This window comes from Mycobacterium sp. E787 (assembly GCF_001668725.1).
GTDB lineage: Bacteria > Actinomycetota > Actinomycetes > Mycobacteriales > Mycobacteriaceae > Mycobacterium.
This window is the reverse complement of the sequence record NZ_LZKL01000014.1, coordinates 115,339-137,897: the sequence shown is the minus strand read 5'-3', so window position 1 is coordinate 137,897 and position 22,559 is coordinate 115,339. Positions and strand designations below refer to the sequence as shown.

Here is a 22,559-nt window from a genome sequence, read left to right as displayed (position 1 = left end):
CAGGTACAGCCGCTCCCGCGCACGCCACCTCCCCGTAAGGCAACCCGGCGCGCGCAAGCTCACTCCCGGACAGCACAACCGACTCACCAGCGGATATTCGCCGCACGGCGGCCCCGATTTACGCCACCCACCATACCCGACGCCCCGGGAACATCGGTCTTGATCCGCACCCACGAGTGGTTGACGAAGGCTCTGCGCGGCAACTGAAAACCGCGGGGAGGAGCGGTGGTCGGCACGGGAACTGACGATGATTCATCAAACGCACGTGCAGTAGTTTACTTGACATAATGTCGCTTATCGGTAAAGCCCGGTAAAGCGACTTCGCCGCAGGCGGCTGACCTCAGACAACGATTGGGCTCTTGCCTTCCCCGGCGACCGAACGCCCAAGGTCGTGTATACGCACAGTCTGCCCCGTTCGATCGAACACTCGCGGCCGCCGACGGAGCGGAGATGCGTCCGTCGGCAATGGCGACCGCGCGCGCTTGGCGGGCCCTTCTTCCACCGCGGCCCCCATACCGCACAATACGTCACTGTGACGAATTGCGCTGCCGCGCACGGTCATTGAACGCTTGCCGCTCGCCTGCAATCCGAGCCGACGACCTCGCTCATCGGTACCACGCGCCAAGGCGCCATTGCGATCGCAAGGGTTAGATCACGGCACGATTTGGCGTTGTCCGTCGTTTCCGACGCCGCCCCCTCCCCGAGTACGCGCGTCGCGTCGACGCAAGCGTTCCAATGGCACCGACACGCTCCCGCCGGCAAAGACAGCCGCGGGGCGCCGCAGTGCCCTAATTCATCACTGTGACGAAATAGGTTGCCGCGGCAGCGTCTTGGAATCCAACCGCCACGCCGTGCAACGTGTCCGAACGGCCTCACTTCAGATGTCGGGTGAAGAAGCGGGCCGCATCTTCCTTCGCGCTGTGCCGCTCTCCCATCCCCGACGCAGCGTAATCAAGAAACGCAGTGGGCTGGTGCGAAGCAACGCACCAGCCCACTGTCACGAGTGTGAGGTTCCTAGACGGCAGAAACTCCAGTTGCCTGAGGCCCCTTGGCCCCTTGCCCAACCTCGAATTGAACACGCTGGTTCTCCTCGAGCGAGCGGTAGCCGGAGCCCTGAATCTCGGAGTAGTGCACGAAGAGGTCCTTCGCGCCGTCGTCAGGGGTGATGAAGCCGAAGCCCTTATCACCGTTGAACCACTTCACAGTTCCCTGTGCCATTTACTTTCTTCTCTCATCTAAATGCGGGATGTACCAAAAACATCCACACGATCAAATTAGCACGACCCGGCTCATTAGCGAAACCCGTTGTGCTGCTGACAAAATCAGCCCTGCGCGCGGGTGGAACGCCGACCACGTCGGCGAGCGCCGGTACCCGGACGGCGAGGCCGCGACGGATGTGACGCTACCGGCCTCGGCGGTGCCGGAGCCCGGTAGGGCGCTATTTCGCCGGCCACCGCGTGCACGGCGGCCGAGTCGACGGTGACCTCCTGCGGAGTGACCCGGATGCCGGCGCGCCGCATCAGCGCGTGGGTCTCCTTGCGCTGCTCGGGCAGCACCACGGTGACGACGTCGCCGGCGTTTCCGGCGCGCGCAGTCCGTCCTGAGCGGTGCAGGTAAGCCTTGTGCTCGGCGGGCGGATCGATGTGCACCACCAATTCGATTCCGTCGACGTGCACGCCGCGCGCGGCGATGTCGGTGGCGACCAACACCCGAGCCCTACCCGTGCTGAAGGCGGCGAGGTTGCGGTCGCGTGCCGGTTGAGACAGGTTGCCGTGCAGGTCGACTGCCGGGACACCCGATTCGGTGAGCTGCTTGGCGAGCTTGCGCGCCTGATGTTTGGTGCGCATGAACAGGATTCGGCGGCCATTGCCGGAGGCGAGCCGGTGTACCAGTTCCTTCTTGGCCTGAACGCCCGAGACGTGGAACACGTGATGGGTCATCTCGGACACCGGCGAATTGGAGCCGTCCACGGAGTGCAGCACGGCGTCGTGCAGGAACCGGTTGACGAGCTTGTCGACGCCGTTGTCGAGGGTGGCGGAAAACAGCAGCCGCTGACCACCGCTCGGTGTGGCCGCCAGGATCCGAGTGACGCCGGGAAGGAAGCCGAGATCGGCCATGTGATCGGCTTCGTCGATCACAGTGACCTCGATCGAGTCGAGGCTGATCAAGCGTTGCTTCATCAGGTCCTCGAGCCGACCGGGGCACGCAACGACGATGTCGACGCCGGATTTCAGCGCCGCTACCTGCCTGCCTTGCGGTACGCCACCGAAGATGGTTGTCACCCGGAGGTTGTTGGCGGCGGCCAACGGTTCCAGCGTTGCGGTTATCTGGCTGGCAAGCTCCCGCGTCGGGGCCAGCACCAGACCCGATGGCCGGGACGGGCGGCGCGGATGACCGACCAGCCTGCTGACCATGGGGAGCGAGAAGGCGAGCGTCTTGCCGCTGCCCGTCTTGCCGCGGCCGAGGACGTCACGGCCGGCGAGTGTGTCGGGAAGCGTTTCGGTTTGGATGGGGAACGGATGGGTGATCCCCCGCGCGGTGAGCACTTCGATGAGTGCTTCGGCCACGCCGAGATCGGCAAACGTATTGCCAGTAGTCAATTGGATGTCTTTCAGCATCGGGTGTGCCGCGTCGGCAGCGAGATGCGCGCGACTGTCAGCACAGGGTGGCGAGATTGCCGGTGGGCAAAATCGATCGCCGCGATACGAACTGCGCCGGATTCAGTGCGTCAGCCACTGGATCGGGGCGGGCGCCGGAAGGATGAAGAAGCGTTTCACGACGTGCTGGCCATCGAGTGAGACAGCCAACGTTCTGCTCAGCATAGCAGTACCGCGACGAGCCGTTCGCGCGCGCCCGACAGATCAGGAGGGTCAACGCTGATATCGCAGGTGGTCAGGGGTTTATCCAGCCGTTTCCGGGTGCAGGCCAGCACTGGACACCACGACGGTTCATTGCTCTGATGGGACGAAACCCGCAGGCGGCGGTGTCCGAAGAGAAGGGACCGTGGTGATGCGCGCACGCACCGTAGGTGTTTTCCCACTTGTCGTCGCACTTTCGGTCATCACACGGCCCGGCGAATGCGTCGCGACACCCGATAGTGGAGTGAGTTCGCTCACGCTGAACCAGTCCTCGGAGGATGGCAGAGATTTCGTCATCCGCGAAACCACCATCGCCCCGGGCGGTAGCACAGGCTGGCATTTCCACGACGGCAGCTTGGTCGGCGCGATCAAGCAGGGGACACTCACCCACTACTCGGCCAACTGCTCGGTCGACGGGGTCTACAACCCGGGGGACACGATCAACGAACCCGCGGGGCCCGAACACGTGCATCTTGGCCGCAATCTCGGCGCAACGCCGGTGATCTTGGAGATCATCTACGTCCTCCCGTCGGGAAAACCCCTGGCCGAGGATGCCGCAAATCCTGGCTGCCCCTTCTCGTGACCCAGAACCGATTCAGCCGCTGAACGGTGCCCCGTCGAAGCGCTCGCGCGTCGCGAGTTCCCCAACCGGCCGCCGCCGCAGCTTCGTCACCTGCCGCACCGGCTTGCCCAGCGGCACGACCGCGGCGATGGCGTACGGTTCGGGCACTCCGAGCAGCTCCTTGACGCGTGGCTCCTCGGCCACGGCCATCGTGGTCAACACCCCGCCGTAGCCCTCATTGCGCGCTGCCAGCAACACGTTCCACACGAACGGGTACACCGAGGCCCCGCCCACCACGCCGACGCGATCGAGGTCCTGATCGGTGGCGGCGACGACGGCAAGGTCCAGGCAGATCACCAGCACCACCGGCGCCTTGCGAATCGGGGCCGACATCTGCGCGGGCGGCTCCGTCGCATCGATCGTCGACGCGTCGACGCGGCTCGGCTGCAACGGATTCCACGGCGACTCACCGTGCGCGAGCTGCGCGGTGTAGCGGCGGGCGGCGGGCAGCCCGAGGTCGGCCAGGGCCGCCCGGATCCTTTCGTCGCGAAGCACGATGACGCGCACGCCCTGCCGATTGCCGCCGGTTGGCGCAAACCGGGCGTTGTCGAGTATGCGCGCGAGCACGTCATCGGGAAGCGGGTCGTCGGTGAATTCGCGTACGGCGGGCGTGGATCGCATGACGTCGTAGAGCTCCATGAGCACCATCGTGCCGCAGACCCTCAGGCGGCGTCGTGGAAGATCAAGCCGAGCGTGCAGCGCTCACCGGAACGGACCACCGAAACCCCATGGCGCACCGGGGCGGCCGACCATCCACGGGTCGAGCGGACCGGCCGCTCCCTGGTCGTGAAGACGTAGCCGTGCCCCTGCGGCAACGTGACCGCGGTGCCGCGGGACTGCGCGCGCGGCCGCTGCTCGACGAGCAGGAACTCACCGCCGGTGTGCGCCACGCCCGGCTCGTTCAGATTGATGACGACCTGCAGCGGAAAGATGAGGTCCCCGTAGAGGTCTCGATGCAGCGCGTTCCAGTCACCCGGCCCGTACTTGAGCAGCAGGGCCGTGGGTTTGGTTTGGCCGGCGCGATGGCATATGTCCAGCCACTCGTCGAGGGTGTCGGGCCAGGGTGGCTCGCGGCGCAGCTTGGTCCACCAGTCGCGAGCGATGGGCAAGAGCCGGGGGTAGAGCGCCTGCTTGAGCTCTTCGACGGGGCGCGGGTAGGGCCGCTTGAAATAGCGGTATTCACCCTGCCCGTAGCGGTGGCGCGTCATGTCGACGGTGGCGCGAAACAGCCCGTCGTCGCGGTAGAGAGCAAGCATCGCCGCGCACTCGTTAGGGGTCATCAGCTGCGGAAGCAGCGCGCCGCCAACGTCATTCATATCGGCGGCGACCGCCTCCCAGTCCGCGGCGTCCACTCGCCGGTCCCACTTCGACGGCATCAGAACAATCTGCCCGCCGCCGCGGGTATCGGTGCCTCCAGGTCGAGCAGGAATCGCTTGCGCTTCAGACCGCCCGCATAACCGGTGAGTGCGCCGTTCTTTCCGACCACCCGATGGCACGGGACCACGATGCTCAGCGGGTTGCGGCCCACCGCTTGGCCGACTTCGTAGGCGGTGGTGCCGTCGGACAGTTTCGCGGCCAGCGCGCCATAGGTGCTCGTCTCGCCGTATCCAATGTCGAGCAGCAGTGCCCAGATTCGCCGTTGACGCGGGTCCCCGGCCAGGTCGACGGGCAGATCGAACCGAATGCGCTTGCCGCTCAGGTACTCGCGCAGCTGCTCGGCCGTCTCATCGACCAGGGTGTCGGCGCCGGGCCCGACGTACCGCCCCAGCGCCTCCGCCGTAGGCGGATGCCAGTGGTGCCGGAAATACACACCCGTCAGAGCGCCATCGCCGGCGACCAAAGTCAGCTCGCCGACTGGGCTATCGATCTTCGTGTGTCGTGTTCGCATCGTCCAACCTCCTTTCACGGTAAACGATGAGCACCCGTGAAACGTGAGCTCTAGATTCGTTGCATCCGCTTCTCACATTCGACAACGCGCCGGCGTCTTCCCAGTAAGAGTCGCTGAATGTCAGGGAGGAACCACGAACGGTGAATGTCCCTCGGCACGTCAAACCGCCGTTCGAGGCCGTGGTGGTCCGCCACGGTGCCACGGTGTTGCGGGTCGTTCGGGCGGTGGTCGGTCACGCCGACGCCGACGACGCCTGGTCGGACACGTTCCTGGCCGCCTTGAAGGCCTATCCGCAGCTGCCGGGCGACGCCAACATCGAGGCGTGGCTTGTGACGATCGCGCACCGCAAAGCCATCGACGTGGCCCGTGCGACGTCGCGGCGGGCCGTCCCGCTCGCCGATCCCCCCGAGTCCCCCGCCCGCGAGCTGGCCGACACCCACGATCTCGACCTTGACGCCGCGGTGGGTGCGCTGCCCCCCAAGCAGCGGCAGGCGGTGGCCTACCACTACCTGGCCGGCCTCCCCTATTCCGACATCGCCGCCATTCTCGGCGGCACTGTCGCCGCCGCCCGGCGGGCCGCAGCCGACGGGATCGCCACTCTCCGACGCACCTATCCCCGCCTCGACACCACAAGGAACCACGAATGAGCACACCCGATCTGACCAAGCACTACCCCGTCGACCGCGACCACCTTCGGCGCCTGCACGCGCGGCTGGAATGCGACGCCCAGGCCGGCGACCTCCTCGACATCGCTTACCGTACAGTGGATTCCGCCGTGGGGCCGCTGCTGTTGGCGGCAACCCCCCGAGGGCTGCTGCGGGTGGCGTTCGCCAACGAGGACCGCGCCGGCGTGCTGCAGGACCTAGCGCAGCGCATCAGCCCGCGGGTGCTCGAGTCGCCCACCCGGCTGGATCCCGTTGCGCGACAACTCGACGAATACCTCAGCGGGCGTCGCCGCCGCTTCGACATCGCGCTGGACTGGTCGCTGTCCCAAGGTTTCCGGCGCACGGTTCTCGAACACCTCAGCGTCGACGTCGGCTACGGGCAGACCGCCAGCTATGGCACCCTGGCCGGACTGTCGGGCTCCCCCAGGGCCGTGCGCGCGGTCGGCACGGCGTGCGCGACCAACCCGATTCCCATTTTCGTGCCGTGCCACCGGGTGGTCCGTTCCGACGGAACGATCGGCGCCTATCGCGGCGGTACCGCCGCCAAGCGTGTCCTGCTGGATCTCGAGCGGAGCCGATGACGACGGGCGGGCCGGCCCGCAACCGGGTCTCGCCCATGGGCGACATCATTTCCGCGCCGGGCCGTGGCGCGTGGATGGGCAACCGCGGTCGCTTGCACGAGGGTCGCGGCGCCCGCGAAATCCTGCGCAATCATCAGCACAAGACCTGGATCACCTGCGCCCTGTCCTTCCGAGGCCGTCGCGTCGCGCAGTGGGAGCCGAATCGGTATACGCCGCTGTTCTTCCTGGACGAGGCCGTCGCGCTGGCCGCCGGTCACCGCCCGTGCGCAGAATGCCGACATAGTTCATACAGCCAGTACCGGACGCTCTGGGCCGAAACCCACGGCGGCGCAATCCCTTACGCCAAGGACATGGATACGCAGCTGCATCGCGAGCGGATCGGCGTGACCCATCATCGCGCCGCCTGGGGCAGCCTGCCCGACGGAGTCTTCGTCATGACCGAGCGGGGACCGGCGGTCGTCGTCGGCGACCGCCTCGCGATCTGGGACCGGCGCGCGAACATCTATGCGGATATCCCGGCACGCCCTAGAGCCGGCGCCGCGACGGCGCTCACCCCGCCCTCCACGGTGGAGATCCTGCGTGCCGGCTACCCGGTCCAGATCGACGAGCGCGCCGAAAGGGCAACCGGCAAAGTGTTTCTCACGTAGGTGCGCCGGCCGCAGGCGACCAGTGCACCACCTTCATCGTGGTCATCTCGTCCAGCAGCTCGGGACCGAAGCCGAACCCGGTGCCGCTGGCCCGGCGCGGCTGGGACGCGCCCCCGGGGGCGCCACCGAACACGTTGTTGATCTTGACGGTGCCCACCGGCAGGCTGTGCCACGCCTCCTTCGCGTGCGCCATATCGCCGGTCAGCACGGTCGCGGCCAGCCCGTAGCGATCGTCGGCCGCCTCGGCCAGGGCGGCGGCGAAATCGGACACCATTCGCACCGGTGCGACCGGACCGAACGTCTCCTCGCTCATCACCAGCATGGCGGGCGTGCAGTCGGTCAGCACGGTGGGCGGATAGAAGGCGCCCGGCCCCGGCCGCGGTTCGCCGCCGGCCAAGACGTGGGCGCCGCGCCGGACCGCCTCCTCGACGTGCGCGTGCACCTGGTCGCGATGACGCTCGTCGACCAGCGGCCCGATCCGCTCGGCCCACGACGCCGCCTCGTCGGCCAATGCGCCGACGAACGCGTCGGCGATCGATTCGACGGCATAGATGCGTTCCACCGACACGCAGATCTGACCGGCGTTGGCGAAGGCGCCCAGTGCGGCCTGGCCGGCCGCCCAGCCGGGGTCGACGTCGGCATCGACGATCAAGGCGTCGTTGCCGCCGTTCTCCAGCAGCGCCTTGGCGCCGCGTTCGGCGCAGGCGCGGGCGATCGCTCGGCCGGTCGCGCTGCTACCCACGTGCGCTACCACGTCGACGCGCTCCGACTCCGCCAGTCGGGCACCGACCGTTCCGTCGCCGTCCACGATCTGCAGCACCCCGTCGGGCAGCTGGGCGGCCAGCAGCTCGGCGAATCGCCGACCCGTCTGCGGGCAGCGCTCGCTGGGCTTGTGGACGACGGTGTTCCCGGTCACCAGCGCCGCCCCGAGCAGCCCGGCGGCCACGGCCACCGGATCGTTCCACGGCGTCAGCACCGCGACCACGCCGCGCGGCTGGGGAACCATCAGATCGGTCGCCGACCACCCGCCCTGCAGGCTGCGCCCGCGGTGCAACGGCCCGAGCTGGGCGTACTGCATGAGAGCGCCGACCCCGGCGTCCACGCCGCCGAGGGCGTCGTCGCGCAGTTTGCCGGTCTCACGCTCGTTGAGTTCCGCGAGTTCGCGGGCGGCGGCGCGGACGTCGGCCGCCGCCGCGGCGATCGCGGCGGCCCGTTCGGCCGCAGGGCTGCGCGCCCAGGCGGGGGCGGCCTCCGCGGCGCGCCGGATCGCGTCATCGCAGTCGGCCGGCTCCGCGATGGGGACCTGCGTCACGGTGTCGCCGGTGCGCGGGTCCAGGACGCTGATGATCTTGGTCAGGGTCGAAGCCACGTTTCGGTTTACCCTCTGCGCGTCGAAGGCAATCCGGCGAATACCCATCGACAGTTTCCGCGTCATGTATGGTCAGCGGGGGCCGGCCACGGGACCAGGAAGCACGCAATGGCAAGCACATTCGCCGGGAACGAGTTCACGTCACGGCAGGCGTTGGATCCCGGTCTGCGCAAGGCGGCCCGGTTCCTGCCCCGCGGTTATGCCCTGCATCGCGGCTACAAAGTCCAGCGCAGGCTCATGAACCTGATGGGCAACGCGGGCCGGATCCGTAACGTCCCGGTGGCCGCGGTCGACGAGCACGTCACGGTCCGGCTGCATCGTCCGGCCGGCCTTCCCGCGAGGGCGCCGGCGATGCTGTGGATCCACGGCGGCGGCACGGTCATGGGCCACGCCGCACAGGACGACAAGTTCCTGCGGAAGCTGTCGCATGTCACCGGCGTGGCGGTGGCCGCGGTGGAGCATCGGCTGGCCCCCGAGCACCCCTACCCGATCCCGGTCGAGGATTGCTACGCGGCGCTGCGGTGGCTGGCGCGGCAATCCTGGGTCGACGCCGACCTCGTCGCGGTCGGCGGGGCCAGCGCCGGCGGACATTTCGCGGCGGCCGTGGCGCAGCGCGCTCACGATCGCGACGACGTCAACCTTGCCTTTCAGATGCTGGTGTACCCGATGCTCGACGACCGCACCGGCGCAGATAGCGGCGGACACAAGCGGCTCATGTGGACCGAAACCGACAACCAGCAGGCGTGGCGGTGGTACCTGAACGGCGCGGACCCCGCCGAGGCGGCGCCGGCGCGGCGCGAAGATCTCTCCGGCCTCGCACCGGCCTGGATCGGGGTCGGGACGTTGGACCTGTTCTACCGGGAGTGCCTCGACTACGCGCGACGGCTACGGGAGGCGGGCGTTCCCGTGCACCAGGAGATCGTCCCGGGCGCGTTTCACGCCTTCGACCAAATCGCGGACAAGGCACCGGTTTCGGTGAAATTCTTCGCCAGTCAATGCGATCACCTGCGCGACGCCCTGGCCCCACCGGGTCGGTGAGATACTTTGGCAGGTAACGCTTTTCGGGCCGACCGGTAGGGCGCCGCGACCACGGCGCATCCCGCGTCGGCGAGCGGAGCCGTAGGATGTCGACTGCAAAGTTTGCGTTTTGTGCAACTATGGGTGTCATGATGAAACAGATGGGTCTCCGCGAGCGGCGTCACCGCCAGACCAGCGCGGACATCCGTGACGCCGCGGTGCGCCTGGCGCTGGAACGCGGCTTCGACAAGGTGACCATCGATGCCATCTGCGTCGAGGCGGGGATTTCGACGCGCACGTTCTTTAACTACTTCCCCACCAAGGAGTCCGCTATCGCCTACGGTCCCTCGGACCTACCGGCCGAGCTGGCCGAGGATTTCGTCGCCGCCGGCCCCGCCCCGTATCGCGTGGTGCTGTCGGAGCTGATCACCCTCGCGGCGCACCACCTGCGCGACACGCCCCCGCGGCGCGAACAGGCGGCCGGCTGCCTGGAGCTCGCCAAAAGCAGCCCCGCGGTCCTGGCGGCGTTCCTTGCCGAGCTGGAACGGTTCCAGAACCAGCTGACCGACATCGTCGCGCGCCGCCAGGCCATGCGCCCCGACGACGAGATCCCCGCGTTGATCGCGGCACTGGCGTTGACGGCGGTGCGCTCCGGCATCGAGCGCTGGGCGGGTGGCGAGCCGAAGGATGCCGAAGACACGCCGATGCCGTACGTCGACAGTGCCGCCGCGCTGGTCAACAGCATCTTTAGCAACTAGACAGCCTAAACAGTTAGCTAGATCACCTTTTTGCATTGACTGCAATCTGTGCAGCCGGTGTATCATGCTCTGGTGGGACGGGACGGGGGCTCGGCGACGCGCCGGCAGGCATCCCAGCGCCCGACGTCCGCACCCGCGTGGATCACGACAATCTCCGAACGCATTGGGGCGCAAGGAGATTGCGGCGACCCCAGCCGGGGCATTGGATCCGGTGTCCGCTCGACGGCGACCGCCACGGTTGGGCGACGAGGAAAGGAATCCACGTAGGTGCAGCTATCGAAGGTGATGCGCAACGCGTGGCTGCCGCTGTTGATCGTGGCGGTGGTGGTGATCGGCGGCTTCGCCGTGATGCGGGTCAAGTCGTTCTTCGTGGCCGAGAACGCAGGACCGTTGACGAGCCCGCGGCAAGATGATTCCAAGCCCTTCAAGCCCAAGGTCGTCAAATACGAGATCTTCGGCTCGGCCAGTCACGCCAACGTGAACTACCTGGACCTGTCGGCCGACCCCAAGCGCGTCGACGATGCGCCGCTCCCCTGGACGCTGGTCCTCAGCACGACCGCCCCCTCGGTCTTCCCCAACCTCTCGGCACAAAGCGATGGTGACCGCCTCGGCTGCCGCATCACCATCGACGACGAAGTCAAGGACGAGAACATAACCGACGGCGTGCACGCCCTGACCTTTTGCTTGGTGAAATCCGCATGAGCGCGAACGCTGAACACCCGACCGACACCTTGCCCATCGCCAGGCACGCCGGGCGCCCGGCGATTCCGCGGATCATCCGACGATTCGCCGTACCCATCGTTCTGGGCTGGATCGCCGTCATCGCGGTGCTCAACACGGTCGTCCCGCAGCTGGACGAGGTCGGGAAGATGCGCTCGGTCTCGATGAGCCCGGACGACGCGCAATCGGTCATCGCGACGAAGCACATGGGCGAGGTGTTTCACGAATACAAGTCCAACAGCTCGGTCATGATCGTCCTCGAAGGCCAGAATCCGTTGGGCGCGGACGCTCATGCCTACTACGACCAGCTGGTCAAAAAGCTCGACGCCGACACCAAACACGTGGAACACGTCCAGGACATGTGGAGCGATCCACTCAGTGGTGCGGGCGTCCAGAGCAACGACGGCAAGGCCGCCTACGTCCAGGTCTATCTCGCCGGCAACCAGGGCGAGGCCCTGGCCAACGAGTCGGTCGAGTCGGTGCAGGACATCGTCAAGAGCGTGCGCGCGCCCAACGGGGTCAAGGCCTACGTCACCGGGCCCGCGGCCGTGCAGGCGGATCAGCACATCGCCGGCGACCGTAGCCTGCAGGTGATCACCACCGTCACGTTCGTCGTGATCATCGCGATGCTGCTGATGGTCTACCGATCCATCGTGACGGTGTTGCTCACGTTGGTGATGGTCGTACTCGAACTCGCCGCCGCCCGTGGAATGGTGGCCTTCCTCGGCTACTACAACATCATCGGGCTCTCCACCTTCGCCACGAACCTGTTGGTAACGCTGGCGATCGCGGCCGCCACGGACTATGCGATCTTCCTGATCGGGCGATATCAGGAAGCCAGGTCAATCGGCGAATCGCGAGAAGACGCGTATTACACGATGTTTGGCGGCACCGCTCACGTGGTGGCCGGATCGGGACTGACCATCGCGGGCGCGACGTTCTGCCTGCACTTCACCAACCTGCCCTACTTCCAGACGCTGGGCATCCCGTTGGCCATCGGCATGGTCGTGGTGGTCGCGGCGGCCCTGACGCTGGGCCCCGCGGTGATCTCGGTGGCTTCGCGCTTCCGCCAGACGCTCGAGCCCAGGCGGGCGCAGCGCATCCGCGGCTGGCGCAAGATCGGCGCCGTCGTCGTCCGGTGGCCGGGCCCGGTTCTGATCGTGACCATCGCGATCGCGCTCGTCGGCCTGCTGACGCTGCCCGGGTACCGGACCAACTACAACGACCGCAAATACCTGCCCGCCGATCTACCGGCGAACGCCGGCTACGCGGCAGCCGACCGGCATTTCTCGAATGCGCGGATGAATCCCGAGCTGCTGATGATCGAAAGTGACCACGACCTGCGCAATTCCGCCGACTTCCTGGTGATCGACAAGGTCGCCAAGGCGATCTTCCGGGTGCCCGGAATCTCACGCGTGCAGGCGATCACCCGACCGCAGGGCACGCCGATCGAGCACACCTCGATCCCGTTCCAGATCAGCATGCAGGGTGTCTCCCAGCAGATGAATCAGAAGTACCAAGCGGATCAGATGGCCGACATGCTGCACCAGGCCGACATGATGCAAACCACCATCGACAGCATGGAGAAGATGCAGAGCATCACGGCGCAGATGGCCGACAGCATGCACATCATGGTCCGCAAGATGCACGAGATGACCATTGATATCAACGAATTACGCCAGCACATGGCAGATTTCGAGGACTTCTTCCGGCCCATCCGCAGCTACTTCTACTGGGAAAAGCATTGCTACGACATCCCCGTGTGCTTTTCGCTGCGCTCGGTCTTCGATGCCCTCGACGGCATCGACACGATGACCGATGACATCCAGAGCCTGCTGCCCGTCATGGACCATCTCGACACACTGATGCCCCAGATGGTGGCCCTGATGCCCGCCATGATCGAGAACATGCGGGCCATGAAAACGACGATGCTGACCATGTATTCGACCCAAAAGGGTCTGCAGGATCAGCAAAACGAGGCGCAGAAGAACTCCAACGCCATGGGCAAGGCGTTCGACGCGTCGAAGAACGACGACTCCTTCTACCTGCCCCCGGAGACCTTCAACAACGCCGAGTTCAAGAAGGGCATGAAGAACTTCCTGCCGCCCGACGGCCACGCGGTGCGGTTCATCATCAGCCATGACGGCGATCCGATGACGCCGGAGGGCATTTCGCACATCGATGCGATCAAGAAGGCGACCTACGAAGCGCTCAAGGGCACGCCGCTGGAGGGCTCCACGATCTATCTCGGGGGAACCGCGGCGACCTACAAGGACATGCAGGACGGCAGCAACTATGACCTGCTGATCGCCGGAATCGCCTCGCTGTGCCTGATTTTCATCATCATGCTGATCATCACGCGAAGCGTCGTGGCCTCGGCGGTCATCGTGGGCACCGTGCTGCTTTCCCTCGGGGCGTCCTTCGGGCTGTCGGTGCTCATCTGGCAGCACCTGATCGGCATCGAATTGCACTGGATGGTCCTGGCGATGTCCGTCATCATCCTGCTGGCCGTCGGTGCCGACTACAACCTGTTGCTGGTGTCGCGGTTCAAGGAAGAGATCCACGCGGGGCTGAACACCGGAATCATCCGGGCGATGGGTGGGACGGGATCCGTGGTCACCTCGGCCGGACTGGTGTTCGCGTTCACCATGATGACGATGGCGGTCAGCGAGCTCACCGTCATCGGCCAGGTCGGCACCACCATCGGCCTGGGACTGCTGTTCGACACGCTGATCGTCCGGTCGCTGATGACGCCGTCGATCGCGGCGCTGCTGGGCAAGTGGTTCTGGTGGCCACAACGGGTGCGGCAGCGGCCGGTGCCGTCGCCCTGGCCCGCGCCGGTCAAGGAGCGCGAATCTTTCGCGGTGGCGCCCTGACCTAGGTGACGACGCGCCGAGCCTGCGCACAGCGCGTGCTTGACCCCAATTTTGTAGCGCTGGACGCAGTTTCGATGTGGGTCCGGCCTACGTGACCCACTCGGGCTGCTGGCTGGCATCGACCGCGGAGAAGTCCTTGTGCGCCAGCCCGGCGGTGGTGCCGCCGTCGACGACGAACTCGGAGCCGGTCGAATAACTCGATTCGTCGCTGGCCAGGTACACCACGAGGTTGGAGACCTCCCTGGGCTGGGCGATTCGGCCCAGCGCGGTGTGGAAGATGTCCTCGGGGACCCACTCGGTCATCGGCGTCTTGATGAGCCCGGGGTGAATCGAGTTCACCCTGATCCCGCTCGGCCCGAGTTCGAGTGCCACCGATTTGGTCAGCCCCCGGACCGCGAATTTGGTTGCGGTGTAACCATGGCAGGCGATGGTGCCTGCCATGCCCTCGATCGAGGAGATGTTGATGATCGACCCGCGGCCGGCGTCCTTCATCGGTTTCGCGACGGCGCGGATCCCGAGGAACACGCCGGTCAGGTTGACGTCGAGAATCTTGTGCCACTCGGAGAGTTCGTAGTCCTCGATGGTGCCGATGTTCAGGATGCCGGCGTTGTTCACCAGCACGTCGATCCCGCCGAACTCGCTCAAGGCGGTGGCCACGGCGGAGTCCCATTGCTCGGGTTTCGTGACGTCCAGGTGTACGTAGCGAACCGCGTCACCGAGCTCGGCCGCGACGGCCTTGCCCTCGTCGTCGAGGATGTCGCCGAATACCACCTTGGCGCCCTCGGCGACCAGCGTCCGCACGTGCGAGGCGCCCATCCCCCGCGCACCGCCGCTGATCAGGGCGACCTTTCCCGCCAAGCGTTCTGCCACTGGTCTTCTCCTGTCATGTCGGTGCGTCGGATTGCACCATACATATGCATGCAGGCGTATGGCCAGGGCGCGGCCGAGTGCGGCTGCGGCTACTTTTTGGCCGGATTACTGGCGGGGTGGTGCGACGGGCAGTAGTCCGCGGTGGCCGCACCCACGAACATCTGGGCTTGGTCCTGGTTCAGCCGATGCGCCCCGGTGAACTGGTCCACCTCGTCCTTCTCGGTGTAGCCGGCGTCGAGATCTTTGCACATCACGTGCGCCATATTCACGGTCTGGGACGGGCTACCGAGGTTGATGCCGTGCGACTGCAGGAAGTTGGTGAAATCCTGGTCGGTCTGGTCGGCGTGTGCGGCACCCGCCGGCACCAGCACGACAGCCAGCAGCGCGCCGAACGTGCACGCGGAAATTTTCTTCGTCATCTCGCGGTGCTTCATCCGTTATCCCCCATCACTTTCGAGGCTTCACATCAACTCGGGTCGACAAGCGAGGCGCAATTCAAACCCCGCATAGTTTTTACTGTCGATCGTTTCAGGCATCAATGGTATCTAATGGCAATGATCATTGGGCCTGACCGCGCCCGAGTTTTTACTAACCGTTCGCTTTGTATTTCGGTGAACTTCAGCCAGCGTCGCGGAGGCGATTGACGGAAGTCAGCCGACGACGTCGAAGATCGCCGCTGCGGAGGTGATGGCCCTGTCCGCGTTCCCCTCATCGTGCAGCAGCATGCGCACGCCGACGCGCCCGTGCCCGCCGTGCGCCGTGCCTTCCACGCGGAAGGGACCCACCTTGCCGCGGGACATGAACATGACGTGCCAGCTGATGACCTGCACCTTCCGGGTTCCGGCGACCTCGGCGGCGAGGTCGGTCGCCGCGGCTTCGAGCACGACGTGCTGGGGCCCGATGTGCAGCGCGGCGTCCGGCGACGCGAGCTCGGCGCTCAGGGCGGGCAGCACCCAATGTCCGTCGCCGCGCTTGCCGGCGCCGAAAGCCTGCCACAGCGGCGGCAGGTCGGGAGAGTCCTCGATCACCAGCTCCGTGCCCGAAACATCCATCTTGCCAAGGCCTTCCGGGGGGACACCGATCACCGCTCCCTGGCCCTCGTTGAAGGCGATCACGCGGTCGCGATTGTCGGCGTCCACGATCGTGCACCGCCCGTAGCCCATGGTCCGGCCCTGGTGCACTATGCCGGACCCGACGATCTCGATTCTGGTGACGTCGTAGCCGGGGTCGACGATCTGGACCGACGCGATGACCGGGTTGGGCACCGCGACCATGTCGGTCTGACAGCCCTCCGGCGAGGAGATCGCCAGCGGCGCCACCATGAGACCGCCGGCCTCGTTGCGCATGTCGCGGCGAATGGTGACGGTGTCGTCGGTTTCGCCCTCGTTCATGGACGAGTGGTTGCGGCCGATGTAGCGGTAGCTGAGCAGACCGGTCCAGCGCCGGAACAATTCGTCGCGATAGGCGTCGGTGTCGTCGGCCAGCTCGCGGATGTCGCGCGGTTGATCGCTCACTTGTGGCCTCCCTCTGCGGTTTTGCCCCGGCGCACCTGGTTGAACGGCACATCGCGATCGGCGGCGTACTCGCGCGGGAAGTTCAACACCCGCTCGCCGATCACGTTGCGCGCCATCTCCGTCGTTCCGCCCCCGATGCTGGCGATCTGACGGCCCAGGTAGCGCGTGCCGACGTCGAGCAGCCCCGCGTCGTCCTCGACCACGGCCGCCGGGCCGGCGATGGCGTGGGCGGTGTCGTTCTCGACGTCGTGGGCCGCGGCCATGCCCAGCCTGATGATCGACCCCGCGGCGGGTGGCAGCGACCCGCCGACGACGGCGTGGAAGACGTGCTCGCTGAGTTGCTTCTGCACCGCCCGGTGCACCAGGGCCCGGCCGACCATCTCCCGGGCCCGTGCGCTGTCGGCCTGGTTCGTCGCGTCGACCAACGACATCAGGTCGATCGAAATGTCCTCGGCCTCAGCGATTCCGGGGCCGCTGGTGTACTCCGATCCGTCGCCCATGGTGCGCCGCTCGTGGTAGAGCTGTCGGGAGGCGACGTCCCACCCCTTGCCCGGCTCCCCGACCACGGCGTCGTCGCCCACGTCGACGTCGTCGAAGAACTCTTCGCAGAATTCGACCGAACCGTTGACCTGGCGGATGCGGTTGATCGTCACCCCGGCGTGCCGGAGCGGTACCAGGAACATCGTCAGGCCGTTGTGTTTGGGCGCCTCCCAATCGGTTCGGGCCAGGCACAGGCCATAGTCGGCGGCGAACGCCCAGGTGCTCCACGTCTTGGCGCCGTTGATGATCCAGCGTCCGCCCCGGCGGTCGGCGCGGGTGATCACACCCGCGAGGTCCGAGCCGCCGCTGGGTTCCGACAACAGCTGGACGAGCACTTCGTCGCCGCGCAGCGCCGCCCGGATGTGGGCCCGCTTCTGCTCCTCGCTGCCCATGTCGAGGATCGTCGCGCAGCAGATGGCGAAGGACGGGACGTTGAGCAACAGCGGCGTCTCATAGGCGACGGCCTCCGCGTCGAACGCCTTCTTGTACTCGTAGCCCAGCCCCAGCCCCCCGTACTCCCGCGGAAAGCAGATGCCGGCGAATCCCCCGTCGTACAACTTCCGTTGCAGTTCGCGGGCGCGCCGCCAGGACGACAGCTCGTCGCGCTCGAGGATCATCGCGTCCCCCGAGTCCAGCCTCGGCAGGTTCTCGGACAACCAGGCTCTGGCCCGGCCGCGGAAGTCCCGGACCGACTCGCCACTCACCGGCGGCCCCGAATTCGCCTGCGCGTCATCGCCAATGGCCTCCTCGAGCTCGTGCTGGGCGACTGTACAGCACCGCCTGATGACTGTACAGGTCTCCCCTAGGACGCGTTCGGCTGCACCGCGCGCGGATGAGCGCCGTCAGCGCCTTTCCTTTCACTCAGGTGGTCAGGGGATGGTGAGCGCGATCTTGCCGACGTGCTGGCCGGCCCGCATCACCGCCAGCGCGTCTTCGAGCTTCTCCCAGTCGAAGACATGGCTGATATGCGGCTTGATGCCCGCATCCGACATGAACTCGCACAACTCCCGGTGCGCGCGCACGCTGCCCACCGTGATCCCGACGATCCGCAGATTGTTGAGCATCACTTCCGCGACCGAGACGGGCGCGGTGTCGAATCCGGTCAGCACGCCGATCACGGCGACCGTGCCACCCACCCTCGCCGAATGCACCGACTGCGCCAGGGTGGCGGGCCCGCCGAGCTCGACGATCAGGTCGGCGCCTCTCCCACCGGTCAGCCGCTTGACCTCGGTCTCCCAGCTCGGGGTAGCGCGATAGTTGACGAGATGCGTTGCGCCCAGCTCCTTTCCGACCTTCAGCTTCTCGTCGGACGACGACGTCAGAATCACGGTGGCGCCCAGCTCCTTGGCGAGCTGGACCGTGAACAGCGAGACCCCACCGGTGCCCTGGGTGACCACGACGTCGCCTTCGCCGATGTGGGCTTCCCTCAGCGCACTCCACGCCGTCACGCCCGCGCAGGGCACAGTCGCGGCTTCGAGGTCGCTGAGATGTGTGGGCGTGCGCACCAGTCCCGACGCGTCGGCGACGCGGTACTGCTGCAGCCACCCGTCCTCGGTGTCGCCGGGCAGCACCCGTTTGGACTCCGGTGTCGGCGGCCCATCGAGCCACTCGGGGTGAAACGTCCCCATCACCCGGTCCCCCACCTGCGGCCAGTCGACCGCGGGTCCGAGCGCCACCACTTCCCCGGCGCCGTCGCTCATCGGCACGCGGGGCCACGGGCCGGGGAGCAACCCCATCAGGTTGATGTTGTCGTGAAAGTTCAGGCTCGAGGCCCGCACCCTGACCAGCGCCTGCCCCGGACCGGGTTCACCGACCGGCCTGTCGACGACCTCCAAGGGCGCGCCGGGAGTGTTCATCACCATCGCTCGCTGGCGATCCGGAACGCTCATGCGAGACCCGCCTCCTCACCTACGCGCGGCTCGGCCGAGGCCCCCAATCTAGCGGCCACGCTTGCCGGCAAGTAATCTGCCGTCGACCCGCATCGCTGTGCGATTACCGCCCGATGCTATGGCGATCAAGGAATCGGCATGACCGGCACGCACCCGTTTGACCACGCGGTCCATCTCGACCTGACCGACGCCGGCGTCAGGCGCGGCAGGACCCATCCGGAGTGGGCGAACATGGTGGGCCCGTTCGGCGGCATTACCGCGGCCGCCATGGTGCGGGCCATCGAAACGCATCCCGACCGCATCGGTGAGCCGTTGGCGTTGACGGTCAACTACGCGGCACCCGTCGCCGACGGCGACTTCGACCTCGCACTGCGGGCCGTGCGCACCAACCGAACCAATCAGCACTGGAACGTCGAGCTCACTCAGGAGGGAGAAGCCAAGGCCACGGCGACGGCGGTGTTCGCGACCGCCCGCGACAGCTGGGCTGACACCCAGGCGCCGCCGCCGAGCGCGCCGCCGCCGGAATCGATCACAGCCACCGGCATGGGCCACGTCGTCGTCTGGTCGGAGCTCTACGACATGCGGTTCGTCGACGGCCCGCTCCCCGGGGCGGACGGACAGCCCAGCCCCTCGTCGACGACGACATTGTGGGTGCGCGACAAAGCGCAACGCCCCGTCGACTATCCGGCGCTGGCCGCGCTGTGTGACGTCTTCTACCCGCGGGTGTTCCTGCGCCGTGGCGGTGTCCTGCCGGCAGGCACGATCTCCCTGACGACCTATTTTCTCGCCGATCAACCCCAACTCGACGCCCTCGGCGGTGACTTCGTGTTGGCCACCGCCCACGCCAACCGCTTCTCCGGCGGCTACTTCGACCAAAGCGCACAAGTCTGGACCCGGGACGGCGTCCTGTTGGCCACCACCCATCAGATCGTCTACTTCAAAGGTTGACGGGTTACAGTTTCGGCGTGAAGTGTCACGCTCGGCGGAACCGCTGGTCGACCGGAATCGAGCCGCAATGATGCAGACCACCGAAGACAACGTGACCACCCTGCTGGCCATCGAGGAAATCAAGGGGCTCAAGGCCCGCTACTGCCGGTACCTCGACGCCAAGGACTGGGCGGCGTGGCGCTCCCTGTTCACCGATGACTTCCTCAGCGACACGTCCGAGGCCGGCGGCAAGGTGGTTGTCGGCGCCGACGATTTCGTGGCGTTCACCCGCCGGGGCATCGGGCGCCCCGCGCAGGCGACCGCCCATCAGGTGCACGCGCCCGAGATCGAGCTGACGTCGGCGACGACGGCGCGCGGCGTGTGGGCCCTGCAGGATGTGGTGCGTTTCGGCCCGGGGGTGAGCCTGGTCGGCTACGGCCACTACCACGAGACCTACCAGAACGTCGCCGGGCAATGGCTTATCAGGAGCTCCAAGCTGACCCGGCTGCGGGAGGACATCGTGACCCCGGTGTTCTCGGTGTACATTTCCGACCGGATCCGGCGGGTGGCTGCCAAGCTCGCCGCCCGGATGATCGAACGGTAGGCGTCGATGACCGTTGGCATCATTCTCATCACCGGGGCGTTCGGCCAGGTCGGTAAGCGATGCACGCAGCTCCTGCTCGAGCGGGGACGAACCGTCGTGGCGATGGACCTCCGCAACGACAAAACCGTTGCGGCCCACGACGAATTGGCCGCGGCCAGGACCGCCGGTGCGCTGATACCGGCCTACGTCGACCTGTTGGACGCCGAGGCGGTGCGCGATCTGGTCGCGACCCATCGGCCCGGCGCGATCGTTCACCTCGCCGCCATCGTCTCACCGCCGTCGTATCGCAATCCGGCGCTGGCGCGCCGCGTCAACGTGGGCGGCACGGAGAATCTGCTGGCGGCGGCCGCGACGCTGCCCCGTCCCCCGCTGTTCCTGATGGCGTCCAGCGCCGCCGTGTACGGCTCGCGCAACCCCTACCGCCACCCGGAGCGGATCACCCCGGACACCCCGGTGCAGCCGATCGATCAATATGGCGAGGACAAGGTGCTGGCCGAGGCGGCGATCCGGGCGAGCGGTCTGCCGTATGCGCTGTACCGATTGGGCGGGATCATCTCGCCGGACACGCAGGCCGAAATCAACGGCGACTACCTGACCCTGCTGCGCTCGATGCCGGGCGACAACCGGATGCACGCGGTGGACGCGCGTGACGTGGCGCTGGCGTTCGCCAACGGGGTCGATCGCGAAGCGACGATCGCGGGCAAGGCGCTGCTCATCGGTGGCAACCAATCGTATGTGATGCTGCAACGCGACCTCGGGGACGACCTGATGGCCGCCGCCGGCCTGGGCCGGCTGGGTCCGTCGGCGAGTCTGCCCGGCGACCCCTGCGACGACCGCGGCTGGAGCTTCACCGGCTGGTACGACACCACCGAAGCGCAGGCACTGCTCGACTTTCAAGAGCACGACTGGCACCAGACCCTGGCGTGGATCGCCGAGTCGCAGGGCCGCCAGCGCGTCGTGCTGCGGGCGCTCGGCCCGATATTGCGGCCGCTCATGCGCGCCGCTCTCGAGCTGCAGCGCCGAGCAGAGCGCCGCGGCCCCTATGCCGACCCCTGGGGGCTGATCGAGAAGAAATACGGCTCGGGGGCGCTGGCCGGGACGGACTGACCCGGCGAACCGAAGGAGACCCTGGCCTTCCGTGGCCTTCCGTGGCCTTTCTTTGGCGCCGATCACGGCTTCGTGCGGATGGCGACTAGCGGTCGATCCAGCCCATCTGCGCCGCGGCGTGGTGGCCGCCGACGGGCGGGGTGAGCCGGTCGAGGCGCTCCAGTTGGCCGGGGGTGAGCTGCACGGTATCGGCCGCGACGTTCTCCTCGAGCCTCGTCACCCTCTTGGTTCCCGGAATGGGCACGATGTCAGGCCCTTTCGCCAGCAGCCAGGCCAGCGCGACCTGAGCCGGCGTGACGCCCGCGTCGGCGGCGATGTCGCGCACCTCGTCGGCGCACTTGAGGTTGTGCGCAAAGTTCTCGTCGAAGAACCGGGGATTGGTCTTGCGGTAGTCGGAGTCGGGAAGTTCCGCGGTGGAGCGGATCGCGCCGGTGAGGAACCCGCGGCCCAGCGGCGAGTAGGCGACGAACCCGATCCCGAGCTCACGCAGGACCTCGAGCACCCCATCCTCGGGGTCTCGGGTCCACAGCGAGTATTCGGACTGCACGGCGGTGATGGGGTGCACCGCGTGGGCGCGCCGAATCGTGTTGACGCCGACTTCGGAAAGACCGATGTGGCGGACCTTTCCGGCGGCCACCAGCTCGGTCAGCGCTCCGATCGTGTCCTCGATCGGGGTGCCGCGGTCCAGGCGGTGCTGGTAGTAGAGGTCGATGTGGTCGGTCGCGAGCCTCTGCAGCGACCCGTCCACGGCGATGCGGATGTTGGCGGGGCTGCTGTCGAGGCCGTCTCGGCCGGTGTGGGAGATCAGGCCGAACTTGGTTGCCAGCACCACCTGATCACGCCGGCCCCGCAGCGCGCGGGCGACGAGTTCTTCGTTCACGTACGGGCCGTAGACCTCCGCGGTGTCGATCAGCGTGACGCCAAGGTCGATGGCGCGGTGGATGGTTCGGATCGCTTCGGCGTCGTCGCTGCCGGCACCGGCATAGGCGACCGACATGCCCATCGCGCCCAGACCCAGGCGTCCAACTTCGAGTTCGGCGAGATGAGCCCGTTTCATGGGCCCATTGTGCGCCGAGCCACTTCGAGCCACGGGACAGGTACGGTTGC

The 22,559-nt window shown here is 67.0% G+C and carries 23 protein-coding genes; 11 read left to right on the top strand and 12 right to left on the bottom strand.

Features of this window, described 5'->3' with window-relative positions; translation table 11 throughout:
- Window positions 1-1,014: 1,014 nt before the first annotated feature.
- Window positions 1,015-1,218, bottom strand: coding sequence for a cold-shock protein (locus A5705_RS02040; protein ID WP_067872553.1), 204 nt, complete (start codon window positions 1,216-1,218; stop codon window positions 1,015-1,017).
- A 104-nt stretch (window positions 1,219-1,322) separates the two neighbouring features.
- Window positions 1,323-2,600: a DEAD/DEAH box helicase gene (locus A5705_RS02035; RefSeq protein ID WP_068274996.1), complete on the bottom strand. Its 1,278-nt coding sequence runs from the start codon at window positions 2,598-2,600 to the stop codon at window positions 1,323-1,325.
- Window positions 2,601-3,102: 502 nt separating this feature from the next.
- Here A5705_RS02035 and A5705_RS02030 point away from each other — a divergent pair.
- On the top strand, window positions 3,103-3,441 hold the full coding sequence (locus A5705_RS02030; RefSeq protein ID WP_231982345.1) for a cupin domain-containing protein: 339 nt from the start codon (window positions 3,103-3,105) through the stop codon (window positions 3,439-3,441).
- Between the two features lie 12 nt (window positions 3,442-3,453).
- Here A5705_RS02030 and A5705_RS02025 read toward each other — a convergent pair whose 3' ends face one another.
- From A5705_RS02025 to A5705_RS02015, 3 genes are read right to left on the bottom strand one after another with little or no spacing between them, the layout of a single operon-like run.
- Window positions 3,454-4,119, bottom strand: a complete 666-nt coding sequence (locus tag A5705_RS02025) for a nitroreductase family protein (RefSeq protein ID WP_068274991.1) — start codon at window positions 4,117-4,119, stop codon at window positions 3,454-3,456.
- 23 nt (window positions 4,120-4,142) lie between these two features.
- Window positions 4,143-4,856 carry a 2OG-Fe(II) oxygenase gene (locus A5705_RS02020; RefSeq protein WP_068274949.1) on the bottom strand — a complete coding sequence of 238 codons (714 nt, stop codon included), beginning with the start codon at window positions 4,854-4,856 and terminating at the stop codon, window positions 4,143-4,145.
- Entirely contained in the window at window positions 4,856-5,368 is a 513-nt protein-coding gene (locus tag A5705_RS02015) for a methylated-DNA--[protein]-cysteine S-methyltransferase (protein ID WP_067872562.1), read from the bottom strand. Before A5705_RS02015 ends, A5705_RS02020 begins: the two co-directional genes overlap by 1 nt.
- Window positions 5,369-5,508: 140 nt before the next feature.
- Here A5705_RS02015 and A5705_RS02010 point away from each other — a divergent pair, with 140 nt between their 5' ends.
- Genes A5705_RS02010 through A5705_RS02000 form a run of 3 tightly spaced genes read left to right on the top strand, consistent with a single transcriptional unit; the run spans window position 5,509 to window position 7,261 of the window.
- Window positions 5,509-6,015, top strand: a complete 507-nt coding sequence (locus A5705_RS02010; protein WP_068274946.1) for an RNA polymerase sigma factor — start codon at window positions 5,509-5,511, stop codon at window positions 6,013-6,015.
- On the top strand, window positions 6,012-6,614 hold the full coding sequence (locus A5705_RS02005; protein ID WP_067872567.1) for a methylated-DNA--[protein]-cysteine S-methyltransferase: 603 nt from the start codon (window positions 6,012-6,014) through the stop codon (window positions 6,612-6,614). Before A5705_RS02010 ends, A5705_RS02005 begins: the two co-directional genes overlap by 4 nt.
- Window positions 6,611-7,261, top strand: a complete 651-nt coding sequence (locus A5705_RS02000; RefSeq protein ID WP_068274943.1) for a hypothetical protein — start codon at window positions 6,611-6,613, stop codon at window positions 7,259-7,261. Before A5705_RS02005 ends, A5705_RS02000 begins: the two co-directional genes overlap by 4 nt.
- On the opposite strand, the gene A5705_RS01995 is transcribed toward A5705_RS02000, so the two are convergent.
- Window positions 7,254-8,606 carry an aldehyde dehydrogenase gene (locus tag A5705_RS01995; protein WP_068274989.1) on the bottom strand — a complete coding sequence of 451 codons (1,353 nt, stop codon included), beginning with the start codon at window positions 8,604-8,606 and terminating at the stop codon, window positions 7,254-7,256. The genes A5705_RS02000 and A5705_RS01995 overlap by 8 nt on opposite strands.
- Before the next feature lie 132 nt (window positions 8,607-8,738).
- Between A5705_RS01995 and A5705_RS01990 the strand changes: the two genes are divergently transcribed.
- The 4 genes from A5705_RS01990 to A5705_RS01975 all read left to right on the top strand — a co-directional run bounded on the left by A5705_RS01990 (window position 8,739) and on the right by A5705_RS01975 (window position 14,001).
- Window positions 8,739-9,668: an alpha/beta hydrolase gene (locus A5705_RS01990; RefSeq protein ID WP_068274940.1), complete on the top strand. Its 930-nt coding sequence runs from the start codon at window positions 8,739-8,741 to the stop codon at window positions 9,666-9,668.
- Window positions 9,669-9,796: 128 nt separating this feature from the next.
- Entirely contained in the window at window positions 9,797-10,405 is a 609-nt protein-coding gene (locus tag A5705_RS01985; RefSeq protein WP_067872898.1) for a TetR/AcrR family transcriptional regulator, read from the top strand.
- Window positions 10,406-10,690: 285 nt separating this feature from the next.
- Window positions 10,691-11,107: an MmpS family transport accessory protein gene (locus A5705_RS01980; protein ID WP_067872584.1), complete on the top strand. Its 417-nt coding sequence runs from the start codon at window positions 10,691-10,693 to the stop codon at window positions 11,105-11,107.
- On the top strand, window positions 11,104-14,001 hold the full coding sequence (locus A5705_RS01975) for an RND family transporter (protein WP_067872588.1): 2,898 nt from the start codon (window positions 11,104-11,106) through the stop codon (window positions 13,999-14,001). The genes A5705_RS01980 and A5705_RS01975 overlap by 4 nt, the downstream gene beginning before the upstream one ends.
- A gap of 87 nt (window positions 14,002-14,088) precedes the next feature.
- Here the strand turns inward: A5705_RS01975 and A5705_RS01970 are convergent, their stop codons facing one another.
- The 5 genes from A5705_RS01970 to A5705_RS01950 all read right to left on the bottom strand — a co-directional run bounded on the left by A5705_RS01970 (window position 14,089) and on the right by A5705_RS01950 (window position 18,814).
- Entirely contained in the window at window positions 14,089-14,871 is a 783-nt protein-coding gene (locus A5705_RS01970) for an SDR family oxidoreductase (RefSeq protein WP_067872591.1), read from the bottom strand.
- 89 nt (window positions 14,872-14,960) lie between these two features.
- Window positions 14,961-15,290, bottom strand: coding sequence for a DUF732 domain-containing protein (locus tag A5705_RS01965; RefSeq protein ID WP_082956243.1), 330 nt, complete (start codon window positions 15,288-15,290; stop codon window positions 14,961-14,963).
- Window positions 15,291-15,521: 231 nt separating this feature from the next.
- Window positions 15,522-16,385: a hypothetical protein gene (locus A5705_RS01960; protein WP_067872598.1), complete on the bottom strand. Its 864-nt coding sequence runs from the start codon at window positions 16,383-16,385 to the stop codon at window positions 15,522-15,524.
- Window positions 16,382-17,629: an acyl-CoA dehydrogenase family protein gene (locus A5705_RS01955; protein ID WP_068274937.1), complete on the bottom strand. Its 1,248-nt coding sequence runs from the start codon at window positions 17,627-17,629 to the stop codon at window positions 16,382-16,384. Before A5705_RS01955 ends, A5705_RS01960 begins: the two co-directional genes overlap by 4 nt.
- A 165-nt stretch (window positions 17,630-17,794) precedes the next feature.
- Window positions 17,795-18,814, bottom strand: coding sequence for an NAD(P)-dependent alcohol dehydrogenase (locus A5705_RS01950; RefSeq protein ID WP_068274933.1), 1,020 nt, complete (start codon window positions 18,812-18,814; stop codon window positions 17,795-17,797).
- A gap of 138 nt (window positions 18,815-18,952) precedes the next feature.
- Here A5705_RS01950 and A5705_RS01945 point away from each other — a divergent pair, with 138 nt between their 5' ends.
- The 3 genes from A5705_RS01945 to A5705_RS01935 all read left to right on the top strand — a co-directional run bounded on the left by A5705_RS01945 (window position 18,953) and on the right by A5705_RS01935 (window position 21,452).
- On the top strand, window positions 18,953-19,762 hold the full coding sequence (locus A5705_RS01945; RefSeq protein ID WP_068274930.1) for an acyl-CoA thioesterase II: 810 nt from the start codon (window positions 18,953-18,955) through the stop codon (window positions 19,760-19,762).
- A gap of 70 nt (window positions 19,763-19,832) precedes the next feature.
- Complete coding sequence (locus tag A5705_RS01940) at window positions 19,833-20,345, top strand: nuclear transport factor 2 family protein (protein ID WP_369829587.1); 513 nt, start codon at window positions 19,833-19,835, stop codon at window positions 20,343-20,345.
- Window positions 20,346-20,351: 6 nt separating this feature from the next.
- The gene (locus A5705_RS01935; protein WP_068274924.1) at window positions 20,352-21,452 is read left to right on the top strand and encodes an NAD(P)-dependent oxidoreductase; all 1,101 of its coding nucleotides are present in this window, start codon (window positions 20,352-20,354) and stop codon (window positions 21,450-21,452) included.
- 85 nt (window positions 21,453-21,537) lie between these two features.
- On the opposite strand, the gene A5705_RS01930 is transcribed toward A5705_RS01935, so the two are convergent.
- The gene (locus tag A5705_RS01930) at window positions 21,538-22,509 is read right to left on the bottom strand and encodes an aldo/keto reductase (RefSeq protein ID WP_068274922.1); all 972 of its coding nucleotides are present in this window, start codon (window positions 22,507-22,509) and stop codon (window positions 21,538-21,540) included.
- Window positions 22,510-22,559: the final 50 nt, after the last annotated feature.